The 23076-nt window shown below is 70.5% G+C and carries 21 protein-coding genes; 10 read left to right on the top strand and 11 right to left on the bottom strand.

Features of this window, described 5'->3' with window-relative positions:
• The first annotated feature begins 14 nt into the window (after positions 1–14).
• The gene (locus tag ABD912_RS18705; RefSeq protein WP_345153243.1) at positions 15–569 is read left to right on the top strand and encodes an NAD(P)H-dependent oxidoreductase; all 555 of its coding nucleotides are present in this window, start codon (positions 15–17) and stop codon (positions 567–569) included.
• Between the two features lie 226 nt (positions 570–795).
• On the opposite strand, the gene pgm is transcribed toward ABD912_RS18705, so the two are convergent.
• Together pgm and ABD912_RS18695 are read right to left on the bottom strand one after the other, a co-directional pair.
• On the bottom strand, positions 796–2436 hold the full coding sequence (gene pgm, locus ABD912_RS18700) for a phosphoglucomutase (alpha-D-glucose-1,6-bisphosphate-dependent) (protein ID WP_345153242.1): 1641 nt from the start codon (positions 2434–2436) through the stop codon (positions 796–798).
• Between the two features lie 112 nt (positions 2437–2548).
• The gene (locus tag ABD912_RS18695; protein WP_345153240.1) at positions 2549–4000 is read right to left on the bottom strand and encodes a M4 family metallopeptidase; all 1452 of its coding nucleotides are present in this window, start codon (positions 3998–4000) and stop codon (positions 2549–2551) included.
• 188 nt (positions 4001–4188) lie between these two features.
• On the opposite strand from ABD912_RS18695, the gene ABD912_RS18690 reads away from it, so the two are divergent.
• The gene (locus ABD912_RS18690) at positions 4189–4944 is read left to right on the top strand and encodes a DUF4190 domain-containing protein (protein WP_345153239.1); all 756 of its coding nucleotides are present in this window, start codon (positions 4189–4191) and stop codon (positions 4942–4944) included.
• A gap of 131 nt (positions 4945–5075) precedes the next feature.
• Here the strand turns inward: ABD912_RS18690 and ABD912_RS18685 are convergent, their stop codons facing one another.
• Both ABD912_RS18685 and ABD912_RS18680 read right to left on the bottom strand, forming a co-directional pair.
• Positions 5076–6533, bottom strand: coding sequence for a peptide MFS transporter (locus tag ABD912_RS18685; protein WP_345153238.1), 1458 nt, complete (start codon positions 6531–6533; stop codon positions 5076–5078).
• A gap of 104 nt (positions 6534–6637) precedes the next feature.
• Positions 6638–8041 carry an amidase gene (locus ABD912_RS18680; RefSeq protein WP_345153237.1) on the bottom strand — a complete coding sequence of 468 codons (1404 nt, stop codon included), beginning with the start codon at positions 8039–8041 and terminating at the stop codon, positions 6638–6640.
• 211 nt (positions 8042–8252) lie between these two features.
• Here ABD912_RS18680 and ABD912_RS18675 point away from each other — a divergent pair, with 211 nt between their 5' ends.
• Together ABD912_RS18675 and pheA are read left to right on the top strand one after the other, a co-directional pair.
• A complete protein-coding gene (locus ABD912_RS18675) occupies positions 8253–8579 on the top strand; it encodes a rhodanese-like domain-containing protein (RefSeq protein WP_345153236.1) in 327 nt (108 codons plus the stop codon).
• Positions 8576–9511: a prephenate dehydratase gene (pheA, locus tag ABD912_RS18670; RefSeq protein WP_345153235.1), complete on the top strand. Its 936-nt coding sequence runs from the start codon at positions 8576–8578 to the stop codon at positions 9509–9511. The genes ABD912_RS18675 and pheA overlap by 4 nt, the downstream gene beginning before the upstream one ends.
• Before the next feature lie 17 nt (positions 9512–9528).
• Here the strand turns inward: pheA and ABD912_RS18665 are convergent, their stop codons facing one another.
• Positions 9529–10731 carry a diacylglycerol/lipid kinase family protein gene (locus tag ABD912_RS18665; RefSeq protein ID WP_345153233.1) on the bottom strand — a complete coding sequence of 401 codons (1203 nt, stop codon included), beginning with the start codon at positions 10729–10731 and terminating at the stop codon, positions 9529–9531.
• A gap of 41 nt (positions 10732–10772) precedes the next feature.
• Between ABD912_RS18665 and serS the strand changes: the two genes are divergently transcribed.
• The gene (serS, locus tag ABD912_RS18660) at positions 10773–12062 is read left to right on the top strand and encodes a serine--tRNA ligase (protein WP_345153232.1); all 1290 of its coding nucleotides are present in this window, start codon (positions 10773–10775) and stop codon (positions 12060–12062) included.
• Between the two features lie 149 nt (positions 12063–12211).
• Positions 12212–13048 (top strand): HAD family hydrolase, encoded by an 837-nt coding sequence (locus ABD912_RS18655; RefSeq protein ID WP_345153231.1) that lies wholly within the window; start codon positions 12212–12214, stop codon positions 13046–13048.
• Here the strand turns inward: ABD912_RS18655 and ABD912_RS18650 are convergent.
• Both ABD912_RS18650 and ABD912_RS18645 read right to left on the bottom strand, forming a co-directional pair.
• On the bottom strand, positions 13045–14382 hold the full coding sequence (locus ABD912_RS18650; RefSeq protein WP_345153230.1) for an LssY C-terminal domain-containing protein: 1338 nt from the start codon (positions 14380–14382) through the stop codon (positions 13045–13047). The two genes, ABD912_RS18655 and ABD912_RS18650, sit on opposite strands and share 4 nt — an antisense overlap.
• 181 nt (positions 14383–14563) lie before the next feature.
• Positions 14564–15337: an SDR family NAD(P)-dependent oxidoreductase gene (locus tag ABD912_RS18645; protein WP_345153228.1), complete on the bottom strand. Its 774-nt coding sequence runs from the start codon at positions 15335–15337 to the stop codon at positions 14564–14566.
• Positions 15338–15581: 244 nt separating this feature from the next.
• Here ABD912_RS18645 and ABD912_RS18640 point away from each other — a divergent pair, with 244 nt between their 5' ends.
• From ABD912_RS18640 to ABD912_RS18625, 4 genes are all read left to right on the top strand, one after another.
• On the top strand, positions 15582–16922 hold the full coding sequence (locus ABD912_RS18640; RefSeq protein ID WP_345153226.1) for an MFS transporter: 1341 nt from the start codon (positions 15582–15584) through the stop codon (positions 16920–16922).
• Between the two features lie 32 nt (positions 16923–16954).
• Positions 16955–17842 carry a transketolase gene (locus tag ABD912_RS18635; RefSeq protein ID WP_345153224.1) on the top strand — a complete coding sequence of 296 codons (888 nt, stop codon included), beginning with the start codon at positions 16955–16957 and terminating at the stop codon, positions 17840–17842.
• Positions 17843–17889: 47 nt separating this feature from the next.
• Entirely contained in the window at positions 17890–18840 is a 951-nt protein-coding gene (locus tag ABD912_RS18630; protein WP_345153499.1) for a transketolase family protein, read from the top strand.
• 108 nt (positions 18841–18948) lie between these two features.
• The gene (locus tag ABD912_RS18625; protein ID WP_345153221.1) at positions 18949–19611 is read left to right on the top strand and encodes a GntR family transcriptional regulator; all 663 of its coding nucleotides are present in this window, start codon (positions 18949–18951) and stop codon (positions 19609–19611) included.
• 45 nt (positions 19612–19656) lie between these two features.
• Here ABD912_RS18625 and ABD912_RS18620 read toward each other — a convergent pair whose 3' ends face one another.
• The 4 genes from ABD912_RS18620 to ABD912_RS18605 form a co-directional block, all read right to left on the bottom strand.
• Complete coding sequence (locus tag ABD912_RS18620) at positions 19657–20988, bottom strand: hypothetical protein (protein WP_345153219.1); 1332 nt, start codon at positions 20986–20988, stop codon at positions 19657–19659.
• A gap of 126 nt (positions 20989–21114) precedes the next feature.
• Positions 21115–21702 (bottom strand): RDD family protein, encoded by a 588-nt coding sequence (locus ABD912_RS18615; RefSeq protein ID WP_345153217.1) that lies wholly within the window; start codon positions 21700–21702, stop codon positions 21115–21117.
• Positions 21703–21782: 80 nt separating this feature from the next.
• A complete protein-coding gene (locus tag ABD912_RS18610; protein WP_345153216.1) occupies positions 21783–22205 on the bottom strand; it encodes a DUF1761 domain-containing protein in 423 nt (140 codons plus the stop codon).
• 131 nt (positions 22206–22336) lie between these two features.
• A complete protein-coding gene (locus tag ABD912_RS18605; protein WP_345153214.1) occupies positions 22337–22954 on the bottom strand; it encodes a hypothetical protein in 618 nt (205 codons plus the stop codon).
• Between the last annotated feature and the right edge of the window lie 122 nt (positions 22955–23076).

The raw sequence follows: 23076 nt of genomic DNA, 5'->3' as shown, positions 1-23076 counted from the left end.
CCCAAGGAGCACTCATGGCCACCACCGTTCTGACCCTCGTCGGATCCCTCCGCAGCGGTTCCACCAACAAGCAGCTGGCCGAGGCCGCCGTCGCCAACGCCCCCGAGGGCGTCGCGGTGAACGTCTACGAAGGCATCGAGAACCTCCCGTTCTACAACGAGGACATCGACGTCGAGGGCCAGGTTCCGGCCGCCGCCGCCGAGCTGCGCGCCGCCGCCGGTGCCGCTGACGCCCTGCTGCTGGTTTCCCCGGAGTACAACGGCACCATGCCGGCCGTGCTGAAGAACGCCATCGACTGGCTGTCCCGCCCGTACGGCGCCGGCGCCACTTCCAACAAGCCGGCCGCCGTCATCGGCACCGCCTTCGGCCAGTTCGGCGGCGTGTGGGCCCAGGACGAGGCCCGCAAGGCCCTCGAGATCGCCGGCGCCAAGCTGGTCGAGGACGCCAAGCTGTCCATCCCGAACTCCGTGGTCCGCTTCGCCGAGACCCACGCCAAGGACGACGCCGAGGTCGCCGGCCAGGTGGCCGACGTCCTGAAGTCGATCCAGGTCGCCGCCGAGGCCAACTAGCGCTTGGCGTCGCCGGTCCGGAGCCGGCCTCACACCGGCTCCGGACCACCCGCGCCGAGGGACCCCTCCGTTCCGGGGCCCCTCGGCCTTCTAGTGCCCGGGCGCCCCACGCCCCCTGGGGCGCGCCCCGCCCTGACGGGCCGCAGGGCCGAAAAACGCACGACGCCGGAGCCTGGCTCCGGCGTCGTGCGTTTCCTTATGTGTTCCCTCGGCGGCCTGCGTTCGGCTAGGCGATGACCGAATCCACCAGCTGCTTGGCCTCGGCCTGCACCTGCTTCAGGTGCTCGGCGCCCTTGAAGGACTCGGCGTAGATCTTGTAGACGTCCTCGGTCCCGGACGGGCGCGCCGCGAACCAGGCGTTCTCCGTGGTCACCTTCAGCCCGCCGATCGGCGCGCCGTTGCCCGGCGCCTCGGTCAGCTTGGCGGTGATCGGCTCGCCCGCGAGCGTCGTGGCGGTCACGTCGGCGGCGGAGAGCCTGCCGAGCGCGGCCTTCTGCTCGCGGGTCGCGGCGGCGTCGATGCGGGCGTAGGCCGGAGCCCCGTACTTCTCGGTCAGCCCGGCGTAGAGCTTGCTCGGGGAGGATCCGGTGACGGCCTGGATCTCCGAGGCCAGCAGCGCCAGCAGGATGCCGTCCTTGTCCGTGGACCACGGGCTGCCGTCCAGGCGCACGAAGCTGGCGCCGGCGGACTCCTCGCCGCCGAAGACCCCGCTGCCGTCCAGCAGGCCCGGGACGAACCACTTGAACCCGACCGGGACCTCCACCAGCTTGCGGCCCAGGCCCGCGGCGACGCGGTCGATCATCGAGGAGCTGACCAGGGTCTTGCCGACTCCGGCGCTGACCGGCCACGCCGGACGGTGGCGGTAGAGGTAGTCGATCGCCACGGAGAGGTAGTGGTTGGGGTTCATCAGCCCGGCATCCGGGGTGATGATGCCGTGGCGGTCCGCGTCGGCGTCGTTGCCGGTGGCGATGTCGAACTTCTCGCGCTGGGCGATCAGCGAGGCCATCGCGGCCGGGGAGGAGCAGTCCATGCGGATCTTGCCGTCCCAGTCCAGCGTCATGAAGGCCCATTGCGGGTCCACCTTTTGGTTCACCACGGTCAGGTCCAGGCGGTGGACCTCGCCGATGCGGCCCCAGTAGTCCACTGAGGCCCCGCCCATCGGGTCCGCGCCGATGCGCACGCCCGCGTTGCGGATGGCCGCGATGTCCAGCACCGAGGGCAGGTCCTCGACGTAGGGGGTCATGAAGTCGTAGGACTGGATGGTGTCCGTGGCCTTCGCCCGCTCCAGCGGGAGGCGGCGGACGCCGTTCAGCCCGGCTTCCAGCAGCTCGTTGGCGCGGTCGGCGATCCAGCCGGTGGCGTCCGAGTCCGCCGGTCCGCCGTGCGGCGGGTTGTACTTGAAGCCGCCGTCGGCCGGCGGGTTGTGGCTGGGGGTGACCACGATGCCGTCAGCCTGCGGCTCTCCCCGGGTTTCGGTGTTGTGGCTGAGGATGGCGTAGGAGACGGCCGGGGTGGGGGTGTAGGCGCCGTCGGCCTCCCAGAGCACGGTCACGCCGTTGGCCGCCAGCACCTCCAGGGCGGTGTCCTGGGCGGGACCGGAGAGCACGTGGGTGTCCTTGCCCAGGAACAGGGGCCCGGTGATGCCTTGGCTGGCCCGATACTCCACGATCGCCTGCGTGATCGCCGCGATGTGGTTCTCGTTGAAGGCGCCCTTCAGCGAGGTGCCGCGGTGTCCGGAGGTGCCGAACGCGACCCGCTGGGAGGGGTCGGACGGGTCCGGCTTGATGTCGAAGTAGGCGCCACGCACCGCGTCGACGTCGATCAGGTCCTGGGGAAGGGCAACGGTGCCCGCACGGTTATCGGCCATGGGGACAGCTTGGCATGCCCGACTAATGCGCGGTGTGATGTGCGTAAACATTTCGCCACGCGTCCGCCCGAAGCGGAACCGCCGGGCCCGTCCGCCGTCCCCACGGTCCCGGCTACAGGGCCGCCCCGGCGTGGGCGGGTCCGGCATCCGTCCGGGCGGCCGTGGAGACGCCGACGGCGGCCCAGGCCGCGCGGATCGCGGACTGTTCGGCAGAGCCCGAACCGAAGAGCCGTCCGGCCTCGCGCACGGTCCGCCGCGCGAACAGGGCGAAGCCGGCGTCCGCGGGCAGCGGACGGGACAGCGCGGCGGCGAGCCAGATGGCCCCCGCCCGCTCCCAGGCGTACCCGCCCAGCGCGGTCGCGGCGAGATGGAACGCCCGGTTGGGGATGCCGGCGTTCAGGTGGGCGGCGTGCTCGGCGGCGGCGTCGAGGTAGCCATCCATGTGGTCCGGCTGAGGGTCCCGACCCAGCAACGGGTCGTCGTAGGCGGTGCCGGGCGCGGCCAGGGAACGCAGCGCCCGGGCATTGACGCGGTCGGTAAACAGGCCCTCGCCCAGCAGCCACGAGGCCTGCTCGGCGGTGTGCCCGGCCGCGTGCTGCTCCACCAGCACACCGACCACGTCCGCGAAGGAAACGCGCAGCGCGCCCGCCTGGCCGCCGTCGTGCCCGGTGCCTCCGTCCTGGCCAGTGCCGCCGTCAGGCTGGTTGCCGCCCTGCGGGCGGCCGGTTTCCGCCGGGCCGGCGTGGCGCAGCAGCCCGTGGGCCAGTCCGTGCCCCACCACGCCGAGGGAAGCGGCCAGGGACCCGAACACCAGCCCGTCGCCCTCGCCCAGAACGACGGCGGTGCCGGCCCGGAACGCGTTCTGGTAGCCGTTGCCGAAGCGGACCGTCGCCTGCAGCGGCAGCGCGCCGACGGCCCGCTCCACGGCCGGTTTGCCGATCCAGCGCAATTGGCCCTCCGGGAAGGGTTCGCCGGTCCACGGCTCCGCAACCGTCGACGGGTCGACGATGGCCCACGGCTCGGTCGCGGGTGCGCCAGCCGAAAACGTCTTGAGCGCCTCGAGGCCGTCCACGATCCGGGCGATGTCGGCGAGGCAGTCCCGGGCGGCCCCGAGGGCCTCGAACGCCCGCTCCGCCGACTCCGGGCAGGCCTCGCGGCCGGAGGGGTCCGCAGGCGCCTCTTCCTCGGCGGACCGTCCGTCCTCGGTTCGGACCGCGGCGCCGGGCAGGAACTCGGAGTGCGCGGCGTCGGACACCGTCCGGGCGGAGGCGCCTGAGCTTTCGGCGCCCGGCAGCCGGGGCTCCCCGGGCTCCACGGGGCCGTGGCGCAGGGCCTGGTCCAGCAGCAGGGTGCGCCGCGCGGCCTCGGCGATCCGGCTGCGCTCTGTTTGTGTGAACTGCCGGGCCGGTGTGAACTGCCGGGCCGTGACGGGCTGGCCGAAAGCATCGGCCGGTTCCTGCGGGTCCGGGACCACCGGAGTGGGAGTCGGTCCGAGGCCGTCACAGGAAGCCAGGTGCTCCAACAGATGGATGGGGACAACCTGGGTGTGTGTGAGCGGTTCCATACTCCCTAGCCAACCATCCATTTCTGAACGTTGGATGAAAGCCCGCCGGACGGCTGCGCCGCTCTCCTTCGAGGCGTCGGGGAAGCCTAACGTCGTCGGCGCCTCCGCACCCTCGCTACGCTCGGACGGGGGCCCCTCGACGCCTAAACTGGACGTGCAGGGGGCATGAATCCGATGAGGGAGTCGCAATGACGCAGGAAAACGACCGGCCGGCGAACGACCCGGAAACGAGGCGCATCCCGGAAACCAATCCCGAAACGGCCGCGACGCCGGCCCCGGAGAACATGCCGCCCGCCCCGGCTTCTCCGCCGCACGCGGGGGAGACCTTCGCTTCCCCGACGGAGGAGTATCCCGCCCGACTGGACCAGCAGGAGCCCGGGCACAAGCACGCCGCCCCAATCGACGCGGACCAAAGGGACGCCGACGGTAAGGACTCCGCCGACAGGGACGCCGCACAAGGTGGCCCCGACCAGCCGTACACGGCCTCGCAGGACCAGGCCGCCCCGTACCAAAACACGCAGTACCAAAACACGCCGTACCAGAGCGAGCAGTACCAGCCTCCGGCGTACCAGGGTCCCACGGCTCCCGGCCAGCAGTACCCGGGCGCGGGCTACCAGTACCCGGCGGGCTACGCGGCACCGGGAGCCGGCTACGGCTACCAGGCCCCGCCGGCCAAGACGCTGAGCCTGATCTCCATGGTGCTGGGCATCATTTCCGTCGCAACCCTCGGCAGCACCTTCTTCACCCAGATCGCCGCCGTGGTCCTGGGGCACATCGCGCTGAACAAGGAACCGGCCGGACGCGGCATGGCCCTGGCCGGGCTGATCATGGGCTACGTGACGATCGGCCTGGGGATCCTGATGGTCATCCTGGCGATCATCTTCTTCGCCGCGTGGGCCCCGTACTTCTCCTCGACGACCTCAAGCGCGGAGTTTACGGTCTAGCGGGCCGCCGCTTGGGGCTTCGGCCATTCCGGCGTTAAACGCGTGACCGATCCGTGCGGGAACGGGGCATCCGTTCCCGCACGGATCGGTCACGCGTTGGCGTTTCCGGGGGCGGAGCCCCCCTCACCCTTCTATTTCACGCCGCCCATGAGGCGCTTGAGCACCGGGGCGGAGGCGGCCAGCGCCACGGCGAGCACGATCGCGGTCCCGCCGAGCGCCAGGAAGTAGGGGATCTCGTTGCCCTCGGTGTAGTACCCGGCGAGGATGCCCGCCAGCGTGGTGCCCAGGGACACGGAGAGGAAGAACAGCGCGATCATCTGCGTGCGGAACGCCGCCGGCGCCAGCTTGGTCGCCGCCGACATGCCGATCGGGCTCAGCAGCAGTTCCGCGAACGTGCACAGCAGCAGGATGCCGGCCAGTGCCAGCAGCGGGGTCTTCTCCAGCGACTCCAGCGGGATGAAGGTCAGGAACGCGACGCCGATGATCCCCAGCGACACGGCGAACTTCAGCGGGCTGGACGGCTGCCGCTCGCCCATCCGGGTCCACAGCGCCGCGAAGAGGCCGGCGAAGACGATGATGAACACCGGGTTGATCGACTGCACCCAGGAGGCCGGCATTTCCCAGCCGAACAGGTTCCGGTCCAGGCGTTCCTCCGAATACACCGCGATGAACGTGAACTGCTGCTGGAACAGCGCCCAGAACGCGGCGGAGGCGATGTAGAGCGGGATGAACGCGCCCACGCGCTTGCGCTCCACCGCCGTGACCTTCTTCGAGGACAGGATCACCACGAAGTACAGCACGGAGGCGGCGATGACCACCCAGGCGATGGTCTTGGCCAGCGCCTCCACCGTGAGCACGCCGAACACGAAGAGCAGGAAGACGACGACGGCGCCGGCCACCAGGGCGGCCAGGTATCGCACGCGCTGGTTGGCCGGGAGCGGGTTGGCCACGTGGCCGGTGGAGGCGGGCAGGTTCTTCCGCCCGGCGGCGTAGAGGCCCAGCCCCAGCGCCATGCCCACCGCGGCGGCGCCGAAGCCCCAGTGGAAGCCTGCCTTCTCCTGCAGCAGGCCGGTCAGCAGCGGGCCGAAGAGGCCGCCGATGTTCACGCCCATGTAGAAGATGGAGAAGCCGGCGTCGCGGCGCGGGTCGCGTTCGGCGTAGAGGGAGCCCACCAGGGCGGTCGCGTTCGCCTTCAGGCCGCCGGAGCCCACGGCGACCAGGACCAGGCCAAGGGCCAGGCCGGCGGCGCCGGGCAACAGGGCCAGGGCGACGTGCCCGGCCATGATCACGATCGCGGAGGCGAAGAGGACCTTCTCCGAGCCCAGCAGCCGGTCCGCCACCCAGGCGCCGAGGATGGTGGAGAGGTAGACGCCGCCGCCGTAGGCGCCGACCAGGCTCAGCGCCAGGGCCTGGTCCAGTCCCAGCCCGCCGTCGGTGACGGCGTAGTACATGTAGTAGGCCAGGATGGCCTGCATTCCGTAGAAGGAAAAACGTTCCCACATCTCGACGCTGAAGAGGTTTGCCAGCGTCCGCGGGTGGCCAAAGAAGGTTCTTCCCGGCCCGGCTTCGGGCATGATTTTGGTGGTCATTCTTTCAATTTTCCGCCGAAACTGCGGAGAATGCACATCCTGATGAAACGCGGCCCTTCCGGATCCGTCAGCTGCGGTGCCCGGAATCGGGCTGACCAGACGTTTTAGCTACTGGCGAGTTCGATTTCCGCGGCCAGCGCGAGCAGGCCCGCCTCCGCTCCGCGGCGCCCGATCAGCTGCACCCCCATCGACAGCCCCGCCGCCGTGGTGTGCGTGGGAACGGCGATGGCCGGAACGCCCGCCACGTTCACCATGGAGGTGTACGGGGTGAACCGGCACTGCCGCTCGTAGTCCTCCTCGGGATCGAACGCCGTGAAGTACCCCAGCGGGCGCGGCGTCTGGGCCAGGACCGGCGTCAGCACGGCGTCGTACTGCGCCCACTGGACGCGGGAGTCCTCGGCGATCTTGGCCAGCAGCCGCGCGGCGCCGAGCCGCTGGCCCTCCGGCCGGGCCAGCGCGCGGGCGCGGAAGTGCCGGGTGAAGGGCCCCAGGCGCTCCTCCGCGCCGGGGGACAGCTCCAGGTCCGCCAGCGTCGAGGTCCACACCGTGCGGAAGGCCGGGTGGTAGCGGTTGTCGTAGCGCAGGTCCGTGTCCTCCACGCGGTGCCCCGCGCGCTCCAGCAGCGCGACGCCGGCGTCCAGCGCCGCGCGCGCCTCCGGTTCCAGCTCGATCGTCAGGTGCGCCTCGAACGGCGAGCGCACGCTCAGGCCGATGCGCAGCGGCCGCCCGCCGGCCGGTGCCGCGGCGCGGGCGGCGGCCAGGTGCGGCTCCGTGCCGGGGGCGGCCCCGGCGAGGGCATCCATCAGCAGGGCGGCGTCCGCGGCGGTGCGGGCCAGCGGCCCGGAGACCACCAGTCGGGGCGCGCCGTAGTTGTCCTCAGTTCCCCGGGTGAGGTCCGAGGGGACGGCCCCGAGCCCGGGCTTGAGCCCCACCAGCCCACAGGCCGCCGCGGGGATGCGGATCGAGCCGCCGCCGTCGGAGCCGGGGGCGAACGGGAGCAGGCCGGCGGCGACCGCGGCGGCGCTGCCCCCCGAGGAGCCGCCGGGGGAGCGCGAGGGATCGAGCGGGTTGCGGGCGGCGGGGGCCACCAGGTTCTCCGAATGGCAGGTCAGTCCGAATTCGGGCACCTGCGTCTTGCCCAGCCCCACCGCTCCCTGCGCGCGGACGGAGGCGACCAGCAGGTCGTCGCCCTTGGCGGGTCCAAGGTCAAAGGCGGCCGATCCGCGGGTGGTCGGCACGCCGGTGACGTCGAGGAGGTCCTTCCAGGCCAGCGGGAGCCCGTGCAGCCGGGGCAGCGGGTGGTCCGCGTGGCGGGCCCGGACGAAGGCCTTGTCCGCGGCGGCGGCCTCTTCGAGCGCCCGTTCCGCCGTGACCGTGACGAAGCTGCCCAGCCGCGGGTTCCGCTCCGCGATGCGGTCCAGGTAGTGCCGGGCGAGTTCTCGGGAGGAGATTTCGCCGGCGGCGAGCATGTCCCGCAGGGCGACGGCCCCGAGTTCGTGCAGCTCCATGCCCCATGCCTCCTGCCCGCAGTGCCGTCCGGCGCCCGCAGTGTCTTCCGGCGCTCGCCGTGGTGCCGCGCCCGCGGCCGGAGGGCCGGCCCGTGCGTCGTCCTGACGTGCCGCGCCCTGCCGCAAAAAATCGTCCCATAAAATGGAACCGGTACGGCCGCGGTTCCCACTCTATCGGCGGGACGGCCGGCACCCCACCGAAAGGATGACGATGAGCGTGTTCGAGACCGTCGAGGTCACCGAGGTTCCGGCCGGCGCGAAGGTGCTGGATGTGCGTGAGGACTACGAGTGGGTCGAGGGCCACGCCACCGGTGCGCTCCACATCCCCATGAACGAGGTCCCGGAGCGCCTGTCCGAACTCGACCCGGACGAGGACACCTACGTCATCTGCCGTTCCGGCGGACGCTCGGCGCAGGTCGCCGCGTGGCTGGCCGCCCAGGGGTACACCGCCTTCAACATCGCCGGCGGCTCCGGCGCCTGGCTCGAGGCCGGCCTGCCGATGGCCAGCGAAAACGGCCAGGAGCCCAACGTCCGATGATCTACACCTACCTGGGGCCGGCGGGAACCTTCACCGAGGCGGCCCTGATGCAGGTCCCCGGCGTCGACGCCGCCGAACGCGTGCCCTCCACGTCCGTGAACACCGCGCTGGAGAAGGTGCGCTCGGGGGCGGCGGACTTCGCGATGGTCCCCATCGAGAACTCCGTCGAGGGCGGCGTCTCCGCGACGCTGGACGCCATCGCCACCGGCGAATCGCTGCAGATCGTGCGCGAGGTCCTGGTCCCGATCACCTTCGTGCTGGTGGCCCGGGACGGGATCGATTCGCTTGAGCAGGTCCACACCGTGTCCACGCACGGGCATGCGTACGCGCAGACCCGCCACTGGTGCGAGGCCAACCTGCCCGGCCACGACTTCCTGCCGGCCTCCTCCACCGCCGCCGGCGCGCTGGGCCTGCTGGACCCGGAGAACCACTACGACGCGGCCATCTGCGCGCCGCTGGTGGCCGAGCAGAACAGCCTGAACATCCTGCGCCGCGGCATCGAGGACACCGCCGGCGCCGTGACGCGCTTCGTGCTGGTGTCCAAGCCCGGCCGGATCCCCGTGCCCACCGGCAACGACAAGACCACCGTGGTGGTCCCGCTGCCGGACGACCACCCCGGGGCCCTGATGGACCTGCTGGACCAGTTCGCCGCCCGCGGGGTGAACCTCAGTCGCATCGAGTCCCGCCCCACCGGCGAGGCGCTCGGGTCCTACTTCTTCTCCGTCGACGCCGAGGGGCACATCACCGAGGCCCGGATGGCGGACGCGCTCGCCGGCCTGCACCGGATCAGTCCCGGGGTGCGTTTCCTGGGCTCGTACCCGTCCGTGGGCAGGTCTCCCAACGCAACGGCCTCGGTGGCCCGGCACAACACGGACGAGGCGTTCGCGGAGGCCGCGGCCTGGGTGGCCCGGCTCAAGGCCCACCTCGGCTGACCCCGCCCGCCGGGGCCTCAGCCGGGGACGCGCACGCTCAATGCGTGGGGCAGGACCCATACCGTCAGGGACCTCACCTTCCCCACCGGATCGCCGTCGAGCTGCGCGCTGATCGGCTCCGGCACGGACAGGCGCACCTTGCGCGCCTGGTAGTAGTCGATCACCGGGATGGACCCGCGGTGCCGGAACGCCGTCTTCGCCGCGATCCACATCCAGCCGCCGATCGAGCCCGGACTCATCACCACGATGTCCAGCAGTCCGTCGTCGATCCGCGCATCCGGGACGAAGTCCAGCCCGGCCTGCAGTTTGCCGCAGTTGGCGAACACCACCGAACGGACCCTGCGGCGCTGGGCCGGCCCGTCGTCGAGCGAAATGTCGACGTTGCGCCGCTGGCCGGACAGGTGCCGCAGCCCCGCCTCGGCGTACGCGATCGGCCCGGCCAGGGCCTTCAGCCTCAGGCGGGTGTCGTTCATGACGTCGGCATCCATGCCGATGCCGGCCATCACCAGGAACACGTTGCCGTCGCGGCGGCCGTCGGCCCGCTCCAGGGCGAACGCGGCCGCATCCACTTTCCGGGTGGCGCCGTACAGGGCGGTGTGCACGGCGCCGTCGATGTCGTCCACCCAGATGTCCAGGTTCCGCGCGAGCAGGTTCCCGGTGCCCAGCGGAAGGATCGCCAGCGTCGCCGCCTCCCGGGCGGCAGGGGTCCGGGGCGACGGCGGCTGCCCGGCACCGGTGCCCTGCCCGCCCTCCTGCCTGCCTTCCTGCCGAGTGCCGTCCGCGGCTGCCGCGGGGGACGCGGCCCCCGCGGGCTGGGGGGCCCAGGGGTCCGGACCGGCAGGGTCCCCGGCAAGGACCTCGGCGACCTCCCGCACGGTTCCGTCTCCGCCCGCGGCCACCAGCAGGGTGCATCCGGCGGCCAGCGCCTCCAGCGCCATGGACCGGCCCGGATCCTCCAGCGTCGTGGTGAAGACCAGCGGGGGCGCGTAGCCGGCGGCGGCGCAGCCGGCGCGCAGCGCGGCCTCGGCCCGTTCGGCGTGGTTCTTGGAGGGGTTCAGGATCAGGCCGACGCGCGGCGGCGGCCCTTCGGGGACGCGCTCCGACGGCGCCGCCTCCAGCAGTGCCAGGGGCGCCTTGAGCCGGCGCGCCGACCACCAGCTCGCCGCCGCAATCACCACGGCGACGAGGACCAGGATCACCAGGAGGTTATCGATCGGCATGATGCCTTTTACCCTAGTGGCCATTGGGTAGGCTTGGGGACGTGATCGACGTTAAAGAACTCGCAGAGAATCCCGAGCTGTTCCGCGCCTCGCAGCGCGACCGCGGGGCCGACGAATCCCTGATCGACCAGATCCTGGCCGCGGATTCCGCCCGTCGCGAGTCGATTGCCAGCTTCGAGACCCTGCGCGCCGAGCAGAAGGCCTTCGGCAAGAAGGTCGCCCAGGCCAAGGGCGAGGAGAAGCAGGCCCTGCTGGCCGAGGTGCAGGAACTGGCCGCGCAGGTCAAGGCCGCCGACGCGGCGTCCGGCGCCGCACAGGCGGAGCTCGAGCGGCTGCAGCGGCTGATCCCCAACCTCATCCAGGAGGGTGCCCCGGCCGGCGGCGAAGAGGACTTCGTCGTCGTCAAGACCGTCGGCACCCCCCGCGACTTCTCCACGGCCGGCTTCGAGCCGCGCGACCACCTGGAAATCGGTGAGCTGATCGGCGCGATCGACATGGAACGCGGCGCCAAGGTCTCCGGTTCCCGCTTCTACTTCCTCAAGGGCGTCGGCGCCCGCCTCGAGATCGCGCTGATGAACATGGCGCTGGACCAAGCCGTGGCCAACGGCTTCATCCCGGTGATCACCCCGACGCTGGTGCGCCCCGAGACCATGCAGGGGACCGGCTTCGACGTCGCCCACGACGACGAGATCTACCGGCTTGAGCGCGACAACCTGTACCTGGTCGGCACCTCCGAGGTGGCCCTGGCCGGCTACCACGCCGACGAGATCCTGGACCTCTCCGACGGCCCCACCCGCTACGCCGGCTGGAGCTCCTGCTACCGCCGCGAGGCCGGATCCGCCGGCAAGGACACCCGCGGCATCATCCGCGTGCACCAGTTCAACAAGCTGGAGATGTTCATCTACTGCTCCGTCGAGGAGGCCGCCGCCGAGCACCAGCGCCTGCTGGCCTGGGAGGAGGAGATGCTCGCGAAGGTGGAGCTGCCGTACCGCGTCATCGACACCGCCGCGGGCGACCTGGGCATGAGCGCGGCCCGCAAGTTCGACTGCGAGGCGTGGGTTCCGACGCAGGACGCCTACCGCGAACTGACCTCCACCTCCAACTGCACCACCTTCCAGGCCCGCCGCCTGAACATCCGCGAGCGCGTGCTCGGGGAGGACGGCAAGCCGGGCAAGGGCACCCGCGCGGTGGCCACGCTCAACGGCACCCTGGCCACCACCCGCTGGATCGTCGCGATCCTTGAGCACCACCAGAACGCCGACGGCTCCGTGAACGTGCCCGCCGCGCTGCGCCCGTACCTGGGCGGGCTCGAGGTTCTGCCGGTCCTCTGACCGGGCAGGACGTTCCGCACCCCGACGGTCCGGCCGGCGCCCACTGCGCCGGCCGGACCGTTCGTTTGGGCGGCAATGTTCATATCGATTTAATCGCCGGGGTGATTTTGCCCATGCCCAACTTGGGGCTGGAGTGGTTCACTAGGTGGATGACACTCACAATGAGCGCCGGCATCGAAGACCGGCAGGAAAACCCGAACCTCAAGATGGTGTGCCTGGACGTTGACGGCACACTCGTGAACCACGACGGCCACATGTCCACGGCCGTCAAGGAAGCCGCCCGCGCGGTGGTTGCCGCCGGCCACGAAGTGGTCGTCTCCACTGGCCGCTCGCTGGGCGCGACGCTCCCGGTGGTGGAACTGCTCGGCATCGAGCGCGGCTACGCGGTGTGCTGCAACGGCGGCGTGACGCTGCGCGTGGATTCCACCCTGCCCGACGGCTACGAGGTCATCGACCGCCAGACCTTCGACCCGGCCCCGGCGCTGGAGGCCCTGCGCGAGGTCCTGCCGGCCGCCAAGTACGCCTTGGAGGACGTGGACGGGAACTTCCTGTCCACCGAACGCTTCCAGGACGCCAGCTTCGGGGTGGTCGCCCAAGGTGTCGACTTCGAGCGCCTGATGGAATCGATCGCGGTGCGCCTGGTGGTCTTTTCCACCGACTCCACCGCCGAGGAATTCGGCGAGGCCGTGAAAACGATCGGCCTGCACGGGGTGACCTACTCCGTGGGATGGACGGCGTGGCTGGACATCGCCGCCGAGGGCATCTCCAAGGCCAGCGGCGTCGAGGCGCTGCGGGCGCACCTGGAGATCGACCCGGAGAACACCGTCGCGGTGGGCGACGGCCGCAACGACATCGAGATGCTGCAGTGGGCGGCCCGCGGCGTCGCCATGGGCCAGGCCCCCGAGGAGGTCAAGGCCGCCGCGGACGAGGTGACGGCCCCCGTTGAGGGGGACGGGCTGGCGCACGTGCTGCGCAGCCTCCTCTAGCGAGGGCGGGGAGGCTCCGACGGCTGGGCGAGGGTACCGCCCGGCTGCCGGGTGCGCCGGTGCGCAAAGGCTCGGGCCCGCTGGCTCGAGAGGGCGATGAGCAGCAGGACGTCCAGGGAGAAACCCACAAGGTTGTCCCCGAAGCCGGGCAGTGCCGCTCCGTTCAGCACGGCAGTGGCTTGGAGGATGATGGCCGCGGCGCTCAGGGCCATCGCCGTGATCCGCGCCCAATTGCGGCCGTTGAAGATGAGCCAAGCCAGCAGCAGTTCTCCTGCGCCGAAGGCGGCAACAACCACGGTGGCCGGCACCAGCAGTCCTTCCAAGGCCTCGGCCATCCCGGAGGGAAGGCCAAGGGACACCTCCAGCGGGCGGTCGCCCGGGGCCAGCACCCCGCCGGCCAGCGCGAGGGCCGCCAGGCCCCGGCCGGCGACGAGGAGGGAACCGAAAACAACTGGCGCGGGGCGCCGGGCGCTCCTGGAGCCCGGCTCCGTGGGTTGCCCCGCCGGAACGGGGAAGGGCTGCAGGTCAACGATCGGCAGGTTCCCGTCGGTCTCGATCGTGTCCCCGCCGCCGTTGCGCGAGTGGTAACCGGTCGAAAAATCGCGGATGGTCCGGATCGGCACGCCCGGTTCGGCATTTTGCAGGGATGCGAGCACATGGTCCCGTTCCGCGTCGATGCTTTCCGCGACCTTGTGGGTGACTTGCAGGGTGAAGAGGGAAAGCCCCACCGACCTGTCGTACGTTCCCGCGGCCAGCCAGTCCACGGGTATTCCGCCCGGCAGCATCCAGCCGGGCGGACAGCTCCAGAAGCGGATGTGGTGGCGCTTGCCGGGGCTGCCGTCGACCTCCTGCTCGTAGGCGAAATCCTGTTGCCGCCCGAAGAGGAACAGCGGGCTGACCGGGGCGCTGCCGTAGCTTTTGCGCAGCAGGGTGGCCGTGACGATTCGCCAACTGCTGGTCCAGCCCAGCTCGTCCGCGCGGGTCCATCCCGCCCGGCGCATCGTGCAGTGGATCCGGTCCGCATCCCCCAACAGGGCGAGGTTGACGGGGTCGCCCAGCAGGCCGTCGCTGGTCCTGGCCCGGCCCACGAAGTAGTCGGGCAGGTAGATCCGGGTCAGGACCCGGTTCAGCCGGGGCAGGGCGAGGTAGGCCAGCACCAGCCAGAAGACCAGCAGGAACCAGACGCGGCTCCACTGGAGGCTGTCCCGGAGCAGGACGGCCGCCAGCCAGAGCGCCGCAACACCTCCCAGGATGAAGAACGCCCGGTCCGCTGCCGCTTCCACGGCCTTGACTTCCCGTGCGCCACGGGGCTTCCGGAGTGCGTCGGCGCCCATGGGACACACAGTACTAGGGCACCGCTGCCCCGAGCCATGGATGGGAACCCCGCCCAGCGGGGTTACCGGTTCCGCCGGAAAGGCGCCGGCTCCCTCACGGTGGTGGGGGAACCGGCGCCTTTGGGGGCGGCCGCCGATCGGCGGCCGGGACGGGCTATGCGGGGGTCCTGCGGTGCCCGGGTCAGTGGAGGTGGCTGCCGCCGTTGATGTCCAGGGTGCCGCCGGTGAGGTAGGAGGCGTCCTCGCTGGAGAGGAAGGTGATGACCGCGGCCACTTCCTCGGTGGTGGCGGTGCGGCCCAGCGGGATGTCGCGGGTGATGGCGGCCTCGGTTTCGGCGGTCGAGCCGACGCGGATGTTGGTGTCGACGGCACCGGGTGTGACGGCGTTGACGGTCACTCCGCTGTCCTCGAGTTCGCGGGCCAGCGCCTTGGTGAAGCCCAGGATCGCGGCCTTGGCGGAGGAGTAGGGGACCTTGCCGAAGACGCCGCCGCCGCGCTGGGCGGAGACGGAGGACATGTTGACGATGCGCCCCCACCCGTTCTCGATCATCCCGGGCAGGAAGGCCTTCGTGACCAGGTAGGTTCCCGTCGCGTTGACGGCCATGACCTTGTTCCAGATGTCCAGGGTGGTTTCCAGGAACGGCACCGGCGAGGTGATGCCAGCGATGTTCGCCAGCGCCCCGACGGGCGGGAGGCTGCCGGCGGCAACCTCCGCCTGGACGGTCGCGTGGGCTGCGGCGACGGAGGCCTCGTCGGCCACGTCGATGGCGTGCCCGAAGGACGGGACGTCGAAGTCCGCGCCGATCTCGGCGGCGACCTTGGCCGATTTCTCGCCATCGAGATCGAGGACCACCACGGCCCAGCCCTCCCGGGCGTAGCGCCGTGCCACGGCCATGCCGATGCCCTTGTCCGAGGTGGCGCCGGTGACGACCGCGGTGCGCTGGATGCTGTTCATGATTTCTCCTTCAGGGAAGACCGCCTGGCCCGGCACGGAAGTCCGTCCGCCAGAACGCCGGAAGTTGGGGTGTGATGCATGCCACCATATCCCTGTCTACTGTTGACAGTCAACGGGCAACATAATTTGAGGTTGACTGTTGACAGTGAAGGGTGGCGCCGATCACACTGATTGGCATAACCTGTTGACTGTCAACACTGCCGGAGCCGCCCCACGGTGCCGGTGGTTTCCGAAAGGGAGAGACATGACCACTCAGAGCCTCGAGATGCGCGGCCCGGTCCACGGCACCAAGGACGCCCGCCGTGTGGCGGTGGGATCCGGCGTGGGCGCCGTGATTGAGACCTACGACTTCATCGGCTTCGGTACGGCCGCGGCGCTGTACTTCGGCACGGCGTTCTTCCCGGGGGCGGACCCGCTGACCGGAACGCTCGCGGCCTTCGCGACCCTCGGCGTCGGCTTCGCGGCGAGGCCGCTGGGTGGCATTATCGGCGGTCACCTCGGCGACAAGGTGGGCCGCAAGCCAGTGCTGGTGGCCTCCCTGATCATCATGGGTCTGGCCACGTTCGCGATCGGCCTGCTGCCGACGTACGCGCAGGTCGGCCTGTGGGCCCCTGCCCTTCTGGTGATCGTGCGCATCGTCCAAGGATTGGCCTTCGGGGCCGAATGGGGCGGCGCGATCCTCATGAGCTACGAGCACGCCCCGTGGAAGAAGAAGGGCAAGTACACGGGCATCGTGCAGGCCGGGTTCCCCGTGGGGCTGCTGCTGGCGAACCTGGTCTTCCTCTTCAGCGTCCAGTTGGGCAACGAGTGGGCCTGGCGCATCCCGTTCCTGGCCAGCATCGTGCTGGTCGCCGTCGGACTGATCATCCGCGCCAAGGTCCCCGAGTCCCCGGTCTTCGAGGACGTCAAGAAGTCCGGCCAGATCGTGAAGTCGCCGATCACCCAGGTCATCCGCGAGGACTGGCGGTCCATCGTGCGCGGCATCGGCCTGCGCATCGCCGAGACCGCCGGCTACGCCGTCTCGGTCACCTACATGATCTCCTACCTGCACACCGCGGAGCTCGCCAACAAGACCGAGACCCTGATCGCGCTTTGCATCGCCTCCGGCATCGGCATCTTCGCCACCATGGGCTGGGCCTCGCTGACGGACAGGATCGGCCGCCGCACCGTCTACCTCTACTCGACGGCGTTCGCGGTGCTCTTCGGCATCCCGATGTTCCTGCTGGTCAACACCGGCCTGTTCCTCTTCATCATCGCCACGCTCGTGATCTCCTACGCCGTGTGCCAGAACTCCCTGGCCGGCGCCCAGGGGGCCTGGTTCCCTGAGCTCTTCCAGGCCAAGACCCGTTCCTCCGGCGCATCGCTGGCCTACCAGATCTCCGCCATGGTCTCCGGGTTCACCCCCTTCGTCACCACGCTGCTGTTCATTGCCTTCGGCTGGATGGGCCCGGCACTGCTCTTCAGCTTCTACGCGGCCATCGGCCTCTGGGCCGCCCTGGTGACCCGCGAAACGTGGGGGCCGGCCGAGCGCCGGATCGCCGACGAGGCGGAGCGGGCCGAGGCCAACCACAACGTCGCCGCATGACCCCCTCCGCACTCCCAACCGAAGGACATTCCATGGAAACCACCACGCTCAGCACCCGGTCCGGGGAGCTGGCCCCCGAACGACGCCACCGCGTCGAGGAATTCGCCTACCGCATGCGCCACGATGTGCTGAACATGGGCGAGGTCCAGGGGCAGGGCTACGTCGGCCAGGCCCTGGGCGCCGCCGACATGTTCGCCACCGTCTACGCCGACCAGCTGGAGTACCGGCCCGAGGACCCCGACTGGGACGGGCGCGACCGGTTCCTGCTCTCCACCGGCCACTACGCCATCGGCCACTACGCGGCCCTCGCGGAGGCCGGCATCGTCCCGGTCGAAGAGCTCGAAACCTACGGATCCGACGACTCCCGGCTCCCCATGTCCGGCATGTCCACCTACACGCCGGGCATGGAGATCTCCGGAGGCTCGCTCGGCCACGGGCTGACCATCGCGGTGGGCACGGCCCTGGGTCTGCGCCACCAGGGGTCCTCGGCGCGCGTCTTCAACTTCATGTCCGACGGCGAGCTCGACGAGGGCTCCACCTGGGAGGCCGCCATGGGCGCGCACCACCACGGCCTCGGGAACCTGACCGTCATGGTCGACATCAACGCCCTGCAGGCCGACGGAAAGACCGAGACCGTGCTGCGCACCGAGCCCGTTCCCGACAAGTGGGCCGCGTGCGGCTGGTTCGTCCAGCGGGTGGACGGCAACGACGTCGGTCAGCTGCTGGCGGCCTTCGACGCCGCCGCCCGGGAGGCAGAAAACCAGGGCCGCCCCTCCGTCGTCCTGTGCGACACGCGCATCGGCCGCGGGGTCCCGCTGCTGGAAACCCGCGAGAAGGCGCACTTCATGCGCATCGACGAAAACGAATGGCAGACCTGCCGCGAGCAACTCACCGCGGGACACGAAGGAGCGACCAAGTGACCACCACTTCCACCGCCGGGGCCCAGCCCAAGCTGAAGACCTCGGCCATGATCGCCTCCTTCGCCGACCCCGGCCAGAAGACGGCCCCGGCCCCCTTCGGGCACGCCCTGGTCCGGGCGGCCGAGGAGAACCCGGCGATCGTTGGGCTCACCGCAGACCTCGGCAAGTACACCGACATGCACATCTTCGCGCAGGCCTTCCCGGAACGGTTCTTCCAGATGGGCATGGCCGAACAGCTCCTGTTCGGCGCCGCCGCCGGCATGGCCCAGACCGGCCTGGTCCCGTTCGCCTCGACCTACTCCGTCTTCGCCGCCCGCCGCGCCTACGACTTCCTGTGCCTGGACGCCGCGGAGCCGAACCTGAACGTCAACATCGTCGGCGGGCTGCCCGGGCTCACCACCGGCTACGGGCCCAGCCACCAGGCGACCGAAGACATCGCGATCTTCCGCGGCATGCCCAACCTGACGATCGTGGACCCCTGCGACTCGGTGGACATCGAGCAGGCTGTGCCCCAGTTGGCAGCCAGCGAAGGCCCCACCTACCTGCGCCTGCTGCGCGGCAACGTGCCCACCGTGCTGGACGAGTACGGCTACACGTTCGAACTGGGCAAGGCCAAGGTGCTTCGCGGCGGCAACGACGTCGTCTTCGTCTCCAGCGGGCTCATGACCATGCGGGCCCTTTCGGCAGCCAAGGAACTGGCCAAGCACAACGTGGACGTCGCCGTCGTCCACACGCCCACGATCAAGCCGTTCGACGCCGAGACCGTCCTGGCCGAGATCAACACCGACCGGCTGGCGGTGACCCTCGAAAACCACTCCGTCGTCGGCGGGCTCTTCGAGACCGTGGCCTCCGCCGTCGTCCGGGCCGGAGTCAACAAGCGCGTGGTGCCGATCGGCCTGCCGGACGAGTTCCTCCACGCCGGCGCGCTGCCCACCCTGCACGACCGCTACGGCCTGTCCGTGAACCGCATCGTGGAGAAGGTCCTGGGCGAACTCTGACCCGGCTCTTGGGGCCCGCGCCGCGGCGCGGGCCCCGTGCTGGGCTTAGGATTGGAAGTGAACATGTAGTTGTCGACCGTCAACACCGGATGCGGAAAGCGGGAAGCCATGGCCGTGGAAGCGGTGTCCTTGCTGGGACTCGAGAAAACCAGCCTGCGGCAGCAGGCCCTCATGGCTCTGCGCCGGGCGATCACCACCGGGGAGATTCCGCCGGGCAAGCACCTGGTCGAGACGGAACTCTCCGAGCGGCTCAACATCAGCCGGGGAACGCTCCGCGAGGCGCTCCGCCAGCTCCAGCAGGAGGGGCTGGTTTCGGCCGGCGCCCGCGGCAGGCTTGCCGTCCGGAACCTCGACGCCAAGGAGATCCGGGACATCTTCGCCGTCCGCGCCGCGCTCGAGACCCTCGCCGCCCAGCTGCTCTGCCTGATCGAAGACCGCAGCGCCGCCATCGCCGAACTGCGCGCCGCCCTGGATCACATGGGCGAGGAAGCCAAGCACGGCATCGAACGCGGCATCGAGGCCGACCTCGAATTCCACCGCATGCTGTGCCGGCTGACCGGCAACGACCCCCTGCTGCACGCCTGGGAACAGCTCGAAGGCAGCATCCGCATGTCGATCATGTGGGGCGGCATGGAACGCGGCGTCAAGAACATGAGCGTTGAACGCCACAGCGAGATCGTGGACGCCATTGCCTCGGCCGACGCCGGCCTGGCCGCCAGCGTCATCAAGGCGCACATGGACAGCGCGGCGGACGTGCTGGTTACCGCCTAGGGGCGCCCTTGCGCCGGCGTCCGGCTCCCTTGGACCTACGTCCTTCTATAGGGAATGATCCGAAGCGTTGGGGCGGTTACCGGCGTCGAACCAGGCCCTGCCGTGGCGGTAGCGGATCGCATGGCCCGCCAGCCCTGCCGGGCGCAGGTCGATGAAGTCGATGACGCCTCCCAGCGGCCGCTGCGGCCGGTCTTCGTCAAGTCCTTCGTCGCCGGCTTCGCGTTCCTCGGCCAGGAAGCCTCGGCCGCGATCGACCTCGACCAGTCCGCTCTTGAAGCGGGCGGGCAACCCCGTGAACGCATGGCCGGCAAAGCCGACCAGCACGGATCTGTCGGCGTCCGGCTGGGCGGGCACCGGTTCGGGTGAGTTGGCGTCCCAGAACCAAGGGGTGGCAGCCCGCGAACTGAATTGCTCCGCCGTGAGGGAGCTGATCTGGTCGATGCCATGGGCCGCGCAGTATTGCGCGGCGGGCACCCCATCGTGCTCAAGGAACTCCTCGTCCTCGTCCGGGTCCGACCGCAGGAACTCCTCAACGCAACTGCACCCGGTAGTGGTCCGCGCCTGCTTGAACGGAAGCATCCCGGCTTCTCCTTCGAGGGGCGACAACAGGTCGGAAACCGGACCGCCCCCGGAGGGAACCTGCCAAATGACGTCACCCACGGCGGCGCGGGCAACAGCCCGCCACCCGCAGTGCAGCCATTGGCTGAGGGCCAGGATGCTCGCGGCCATCGCGGCCGCGGCCAGCACGTCGGAGCACGAACTGTCTCCCAGCTCCTCATAAGTGCGCCCCAACTCGGTGGCCAAGACCGCGTAGGCCGCGATCCATCCCACGACGGCTGCGGCGCTGAGTCCGAGCGCCCAATAGACGCTGCGCCGCACGGCGCCGCTCACTGCCGAGAGGGTCGCCGCTCCGAGGTTGGTTGTCCGGCCGGTGCCCGACCGGCCGGCCAAGGCACGGACGGCCCGCACCTGTCGAACGGACACGACGGCTTGTAACAGCGCCCAGAGGGCAGCGGCGGCGGCTCCGATCCACCAAACCGGGGCGGACGCATACCCGTCGAGCGTGTGCGGTACCGCCGCATATCCCAGCACCAAGGGGGCCGCGACAGCGGCCACACGCCGGAGAAGCCAACCCCCGAACGTGAAAGCCACGGCGAGATAAAGTCCCGAGAGTCCGAGCATGTCGATGAGCCGGAACTGACCCTCCCACGCGTCATCGTCCAAGGTCTCCCACGCGCGGTCTCCTACGAAAGCCGCCCCTGTTGTGACGGCCCCTATCAGCCAGGCAACTAGCATCTGGCGCCAGGCCGGAGTGCGCCGAGGCAACGCGCGCCATTCATTCGCGTCGGGGAGGACCAGCGCCCACGTGCCGCTCATGCCGCGCAATTCCGTATGCTCATGGCCGCATTCTTCCAGTCAGGCCCGTGCCTCAACCGAAAGCGAAGAAGCCATGGGCGGGGTGTCGCGTCGCAGCGGGTTGACGTATGTGCTGCGGAGCCTTTTCTAGGGCGCCGGGTGAGTGCGGCCAGCGGAGTGCGCTAACTTCCGGGACCGGCGACGGCCCTTCCGCACGTCGATGACCCGGTAGCTGAATCCGACGAAGTCGCCGCTGGAGCCGGTCGGGGCGTCGTCGAAGAAGCTCAGCAACGCGATCAGGACCACGGCCGGAACGAAGGACCACAGCACCGCGCGCAGACCCCCGCGCCACGGCCCGGGCCGGATCCCGTCCTCGATGCGCACGGCCCGGATCCCGCACAGCCGGTCGCCCAAGCCGCCCGTCGTGCCACACAGGGCGCCGTAGGCGAAGAGGAGGCCGCACCACATCAGGGAAAGGGGCACGAGGACGGCGGCGGATTCCGCCCCGTCGGTGAGATCGAACGCGCCGGGGAAACGTTCCAGCAATGGCCCGGCGGCGGCCACCAACACCGGAATGCCCAGCGCCAGGACCGCCGCGGTGTCCAGCAGGCGGGCCAGCAGGTGCCGCCACCGGGGCGGGCGTTCCAGCCGCCGTTTCCGCGCGCGATGGGAGCTTCCCTTAGCGACGGAGGTCTCTCCATCGATGAGGCCGCGCCCAGGGCCGGTGGGAGCCATCGATCCATCCTTGGTCGGTCGGGGAAGGGTGCGGAGGGGACAGGTCCAGACGCATGCCGGCAGTGGCCGGCGCCAACCCGCTAGATCCCGAACAGGCCGATCACCAGGCACATCACCAGCACGGTGACGAGTTCGTGCGCGCAGTTCAGCACCGTAAGGCCCACCGGGCGGCCCTCGAACGCGTCATGGGTGATGAAGCGGGCGGCGGTGAAGCCGGCCCACAGGATGACGCCGGTGATGAGCGTGTTGGCCAGGAAACTGCCGCCGTAGAAATCCTGGGCGATCGCGGCGCAGCCGGCCAGCACCCACGCGCTGATGAAGCTGACCACAAGCGTCACCAGGAGCGGACCGACGGCGGACTTCGCGTCTCCGGACGGGGTGACCTTGGCGGTGCGCATCCAGTAGTTGCCGAACACCTTGGGCATGTACCAGATGGAACCGACCACCATCGTGGACAGCGTGGCCACGATGACGGCCCAGAAATTGATTGCGGGAACGGTCACGGCGGTCTCCTCAAGCTGGATGGCCCCCGGCGGGGGAGCGGCGAAAATCCGCGGCTGACTAGAGTCTAGGGGCAGCCTGGAGCTTGGTCCGGCGCGGTCAGTTCCGGTATGTGTCCGGCCGGCACGCGCGCCTACCGGTCCCTGCCGGGCGCGCCCGGAACCGCCGCCAGGTCCAGCAGCCGCGCCGCCGCGGGGCGGCAGGCCCACTCCTCGTTCCACTGCGAGCGCAGCACCGCCTTCGAGACCGCCTGGGCGGTGATGCCCAGTTCCGTGGCGACCGGCTTCTGCTGCCCGCGCACGCCGGGGGTCATCAGGTCCAGCACGGCCCACTCCGCCTCCGTGCGGCTCGCGACGATCTGGCCCAGCAGGCGCAGCACGGCTTCGGCCTCGGACGCCAGCTGCGGCTCAGCCCCCTCGACGGCCAGCGGCACGCGGTCGCCCATGCGCCGCGCGCGATCCACCGCCCGCCGGGCGTGGCCCGGACCGGGGCCCTGCGCATGCCGGATCTCCTCCGGCAGCGGGCCGTCCAGGCCGCCAATCCCCAGCCCCACATTCCAGCGGCGCAGCCGCAGCACCGCCAGGGTCGCGTCCACCGCGGTGCCGGCGTCCGCCACGACGCCGATCGCCTCATCGCCCACCGAACGCTGGAACGGGACGGCTGCGGGCAGGTGGCGCAGGGCGCGCAGCAACGCGTCCACCCGGTCGCCGGCCGCCCGGCTGTCCCGCTGGTTGATGGTGAGCACAAACATGGCACCCAGTATGCCGAACCGTCCAACGCAAAAGGCCCCGCCGTCCGGCGGCCCCGCCGTCCGGCGGCCCCGGCGTGCGAACACGCGCGGGGCCACCGGACGGCGGGGCCCATCAGGCGCCG

The sequence above is a fragment of the Arthrobacter ginkgonis genome (assembly GCF_039540195.1).
Classification (GTDB): Bacteria; Actinomycetota; Actinomycetes; order Actinomycetales; family Micrococcaceae; genus Zafaria; species Zafaria ginkgonis.
The sequence above is the reverse complement of the archived record's forward strand: the minus strand, read 5'-3'. Positions and strand labels throughout refer to the sequence as shown.

Excerpts from the sequence above, each read along its gene's own strand:
- ABD912_RS18675 (WP_345153236.1), top strand. The coding sequence starts at position 8,253 with ATGAGCGTGTTCGAGACCGTCGAGGTCACCGAGGTTCCGGCCGGCGCG.
- ABD912_RS18615 (WP_345153217.1), bottom strand. The coding sequence starts at position 21,702 with ATGGCTCCCACCGGCCCTGGGCGCGGCCTCATCGATGGAGAGACCTCC.
- ABD912_RS18630 (WP_345153499.1), top strand. The coding sequence starts at position 17,890 with ATGATCGCCTCCTTCGCCGACCCCGGCCAGAAGACGGCCCCGGCCCCC.
- ABD912_RS18665 (WP_345153233.1), bottom strand. The coding sequence starts at position 10,731 with ATGCCGATCGATAACCTCCTGGTGATCCTGGTCCTCGTCGCCGTGGTG.
- ABD912_RS18620 (WP_345153219.1), bottom strand. The coding sequence starts at position 20,988 with ATGAGCGGCACGTGGGCGCTGGTCCTCCCCGACGCGAATGAATGGCGC.
- ABD912_RS18695 (WP_345153240.1), bottom strand. The coding sequence starts at position 4,000 with ATGGAACCGCTCACACACACCCAGGTTGTCCCCATCCATCTGTTGGAG.
- ABD912_RS18640 (WP_345153226.1), top strand. The coding sequence starts at position 15,582 with ATGACCACTCAGAGCCTCGAGATGCGCGGCCCGGTCCACGGCACCAAG.
- ABD912_RS18705 (WP_345153243.1), top strand. The coding sequence starts at position 15 with ATGGCCACCACCGTTCTGACCCTCGTCGGATCCCTCCGCAGCGGTTCC.
- ABD912_RS18645 (WP_345153228.1), bottom strand. The coding sequence starts at position 15,337 with ATGAACAGCATCCAGCGCACCGCGGTCGTCACCGGCGCCACCTCGGAC.
- ABD912_RS18635 (WP_345153224.1), top strand. The coding sequence starts at position 16,955 with ATGGAAACCACCACGCTCAGCACCCGGTCCGGGGAGCTGGCCCCCGAA.
- ABD912_RS18690 (WP_345153239.1), top strand. The coding sequence starts at position 4,189 with ATGACGCAGGAAAACGACCGGCCGGCGAACGACCCGGAAACGAGGCGC.
- ABD912_RS18680 (WP_345153237.1), bottom strand. The coding sequence starts at position 8,041 with ATGGAGCTGCACGAACTCGGGGCCGTCGCCCTGCGGGACATGCTCGCC.
- ABD912_RS18685 (WP_345153238.1), bottom strand. The coding sequence starts at position 6,533 with ATGACCACCAAAATCATGCCCGAAGCCGGGCCGGGAAGAACCTTCTTT.
- pgm (WP_345153242.1), bottom strand. The coding sequence starts at position 2,436 with ATGGCCGATAACCGTGCGGGCACCGTTGCCCTTCCCCAGGACCTGATC.
- ABD912_RS18625 (WP_345153221.1), top strand. The coding sequence starts at position 18,949 with ATGGCCGTGGAAGCGGTGTCCTTGCTGGGACTCGAGAAAACCAGCCTG.
- ABD912_RS18605 (WP_345153214.1), bottom strand. The coding sequence starts at position 22,954 with ATGTTTGTGCTCACCATCAACCAGCGGGACAGCCGGGCGGCCGGCGAC.
- ABD912_RS18655 (WP_345153231.1), top strand. The coding sequence starts at position 12,212 with ATGACACTCACAATGAGCGCCGGCATCGAAGACCGGCAGGAAAACCCG.
- pheA (WP_345153235.1), top strand. The coding sequence starts at position 8,576 with ATGATCTACACCTACCTGGGGCCGGCGGGAACCTTCACCGAGGCGGCC.
- ABD912_RS18650 (WP_345153230.1), bottom strand. The coding sequence starts at position 14,382 with ATGGGCGCCGACGCACTCCGGAAGCCCCGTGGCGCACGGGAAGTCAAG.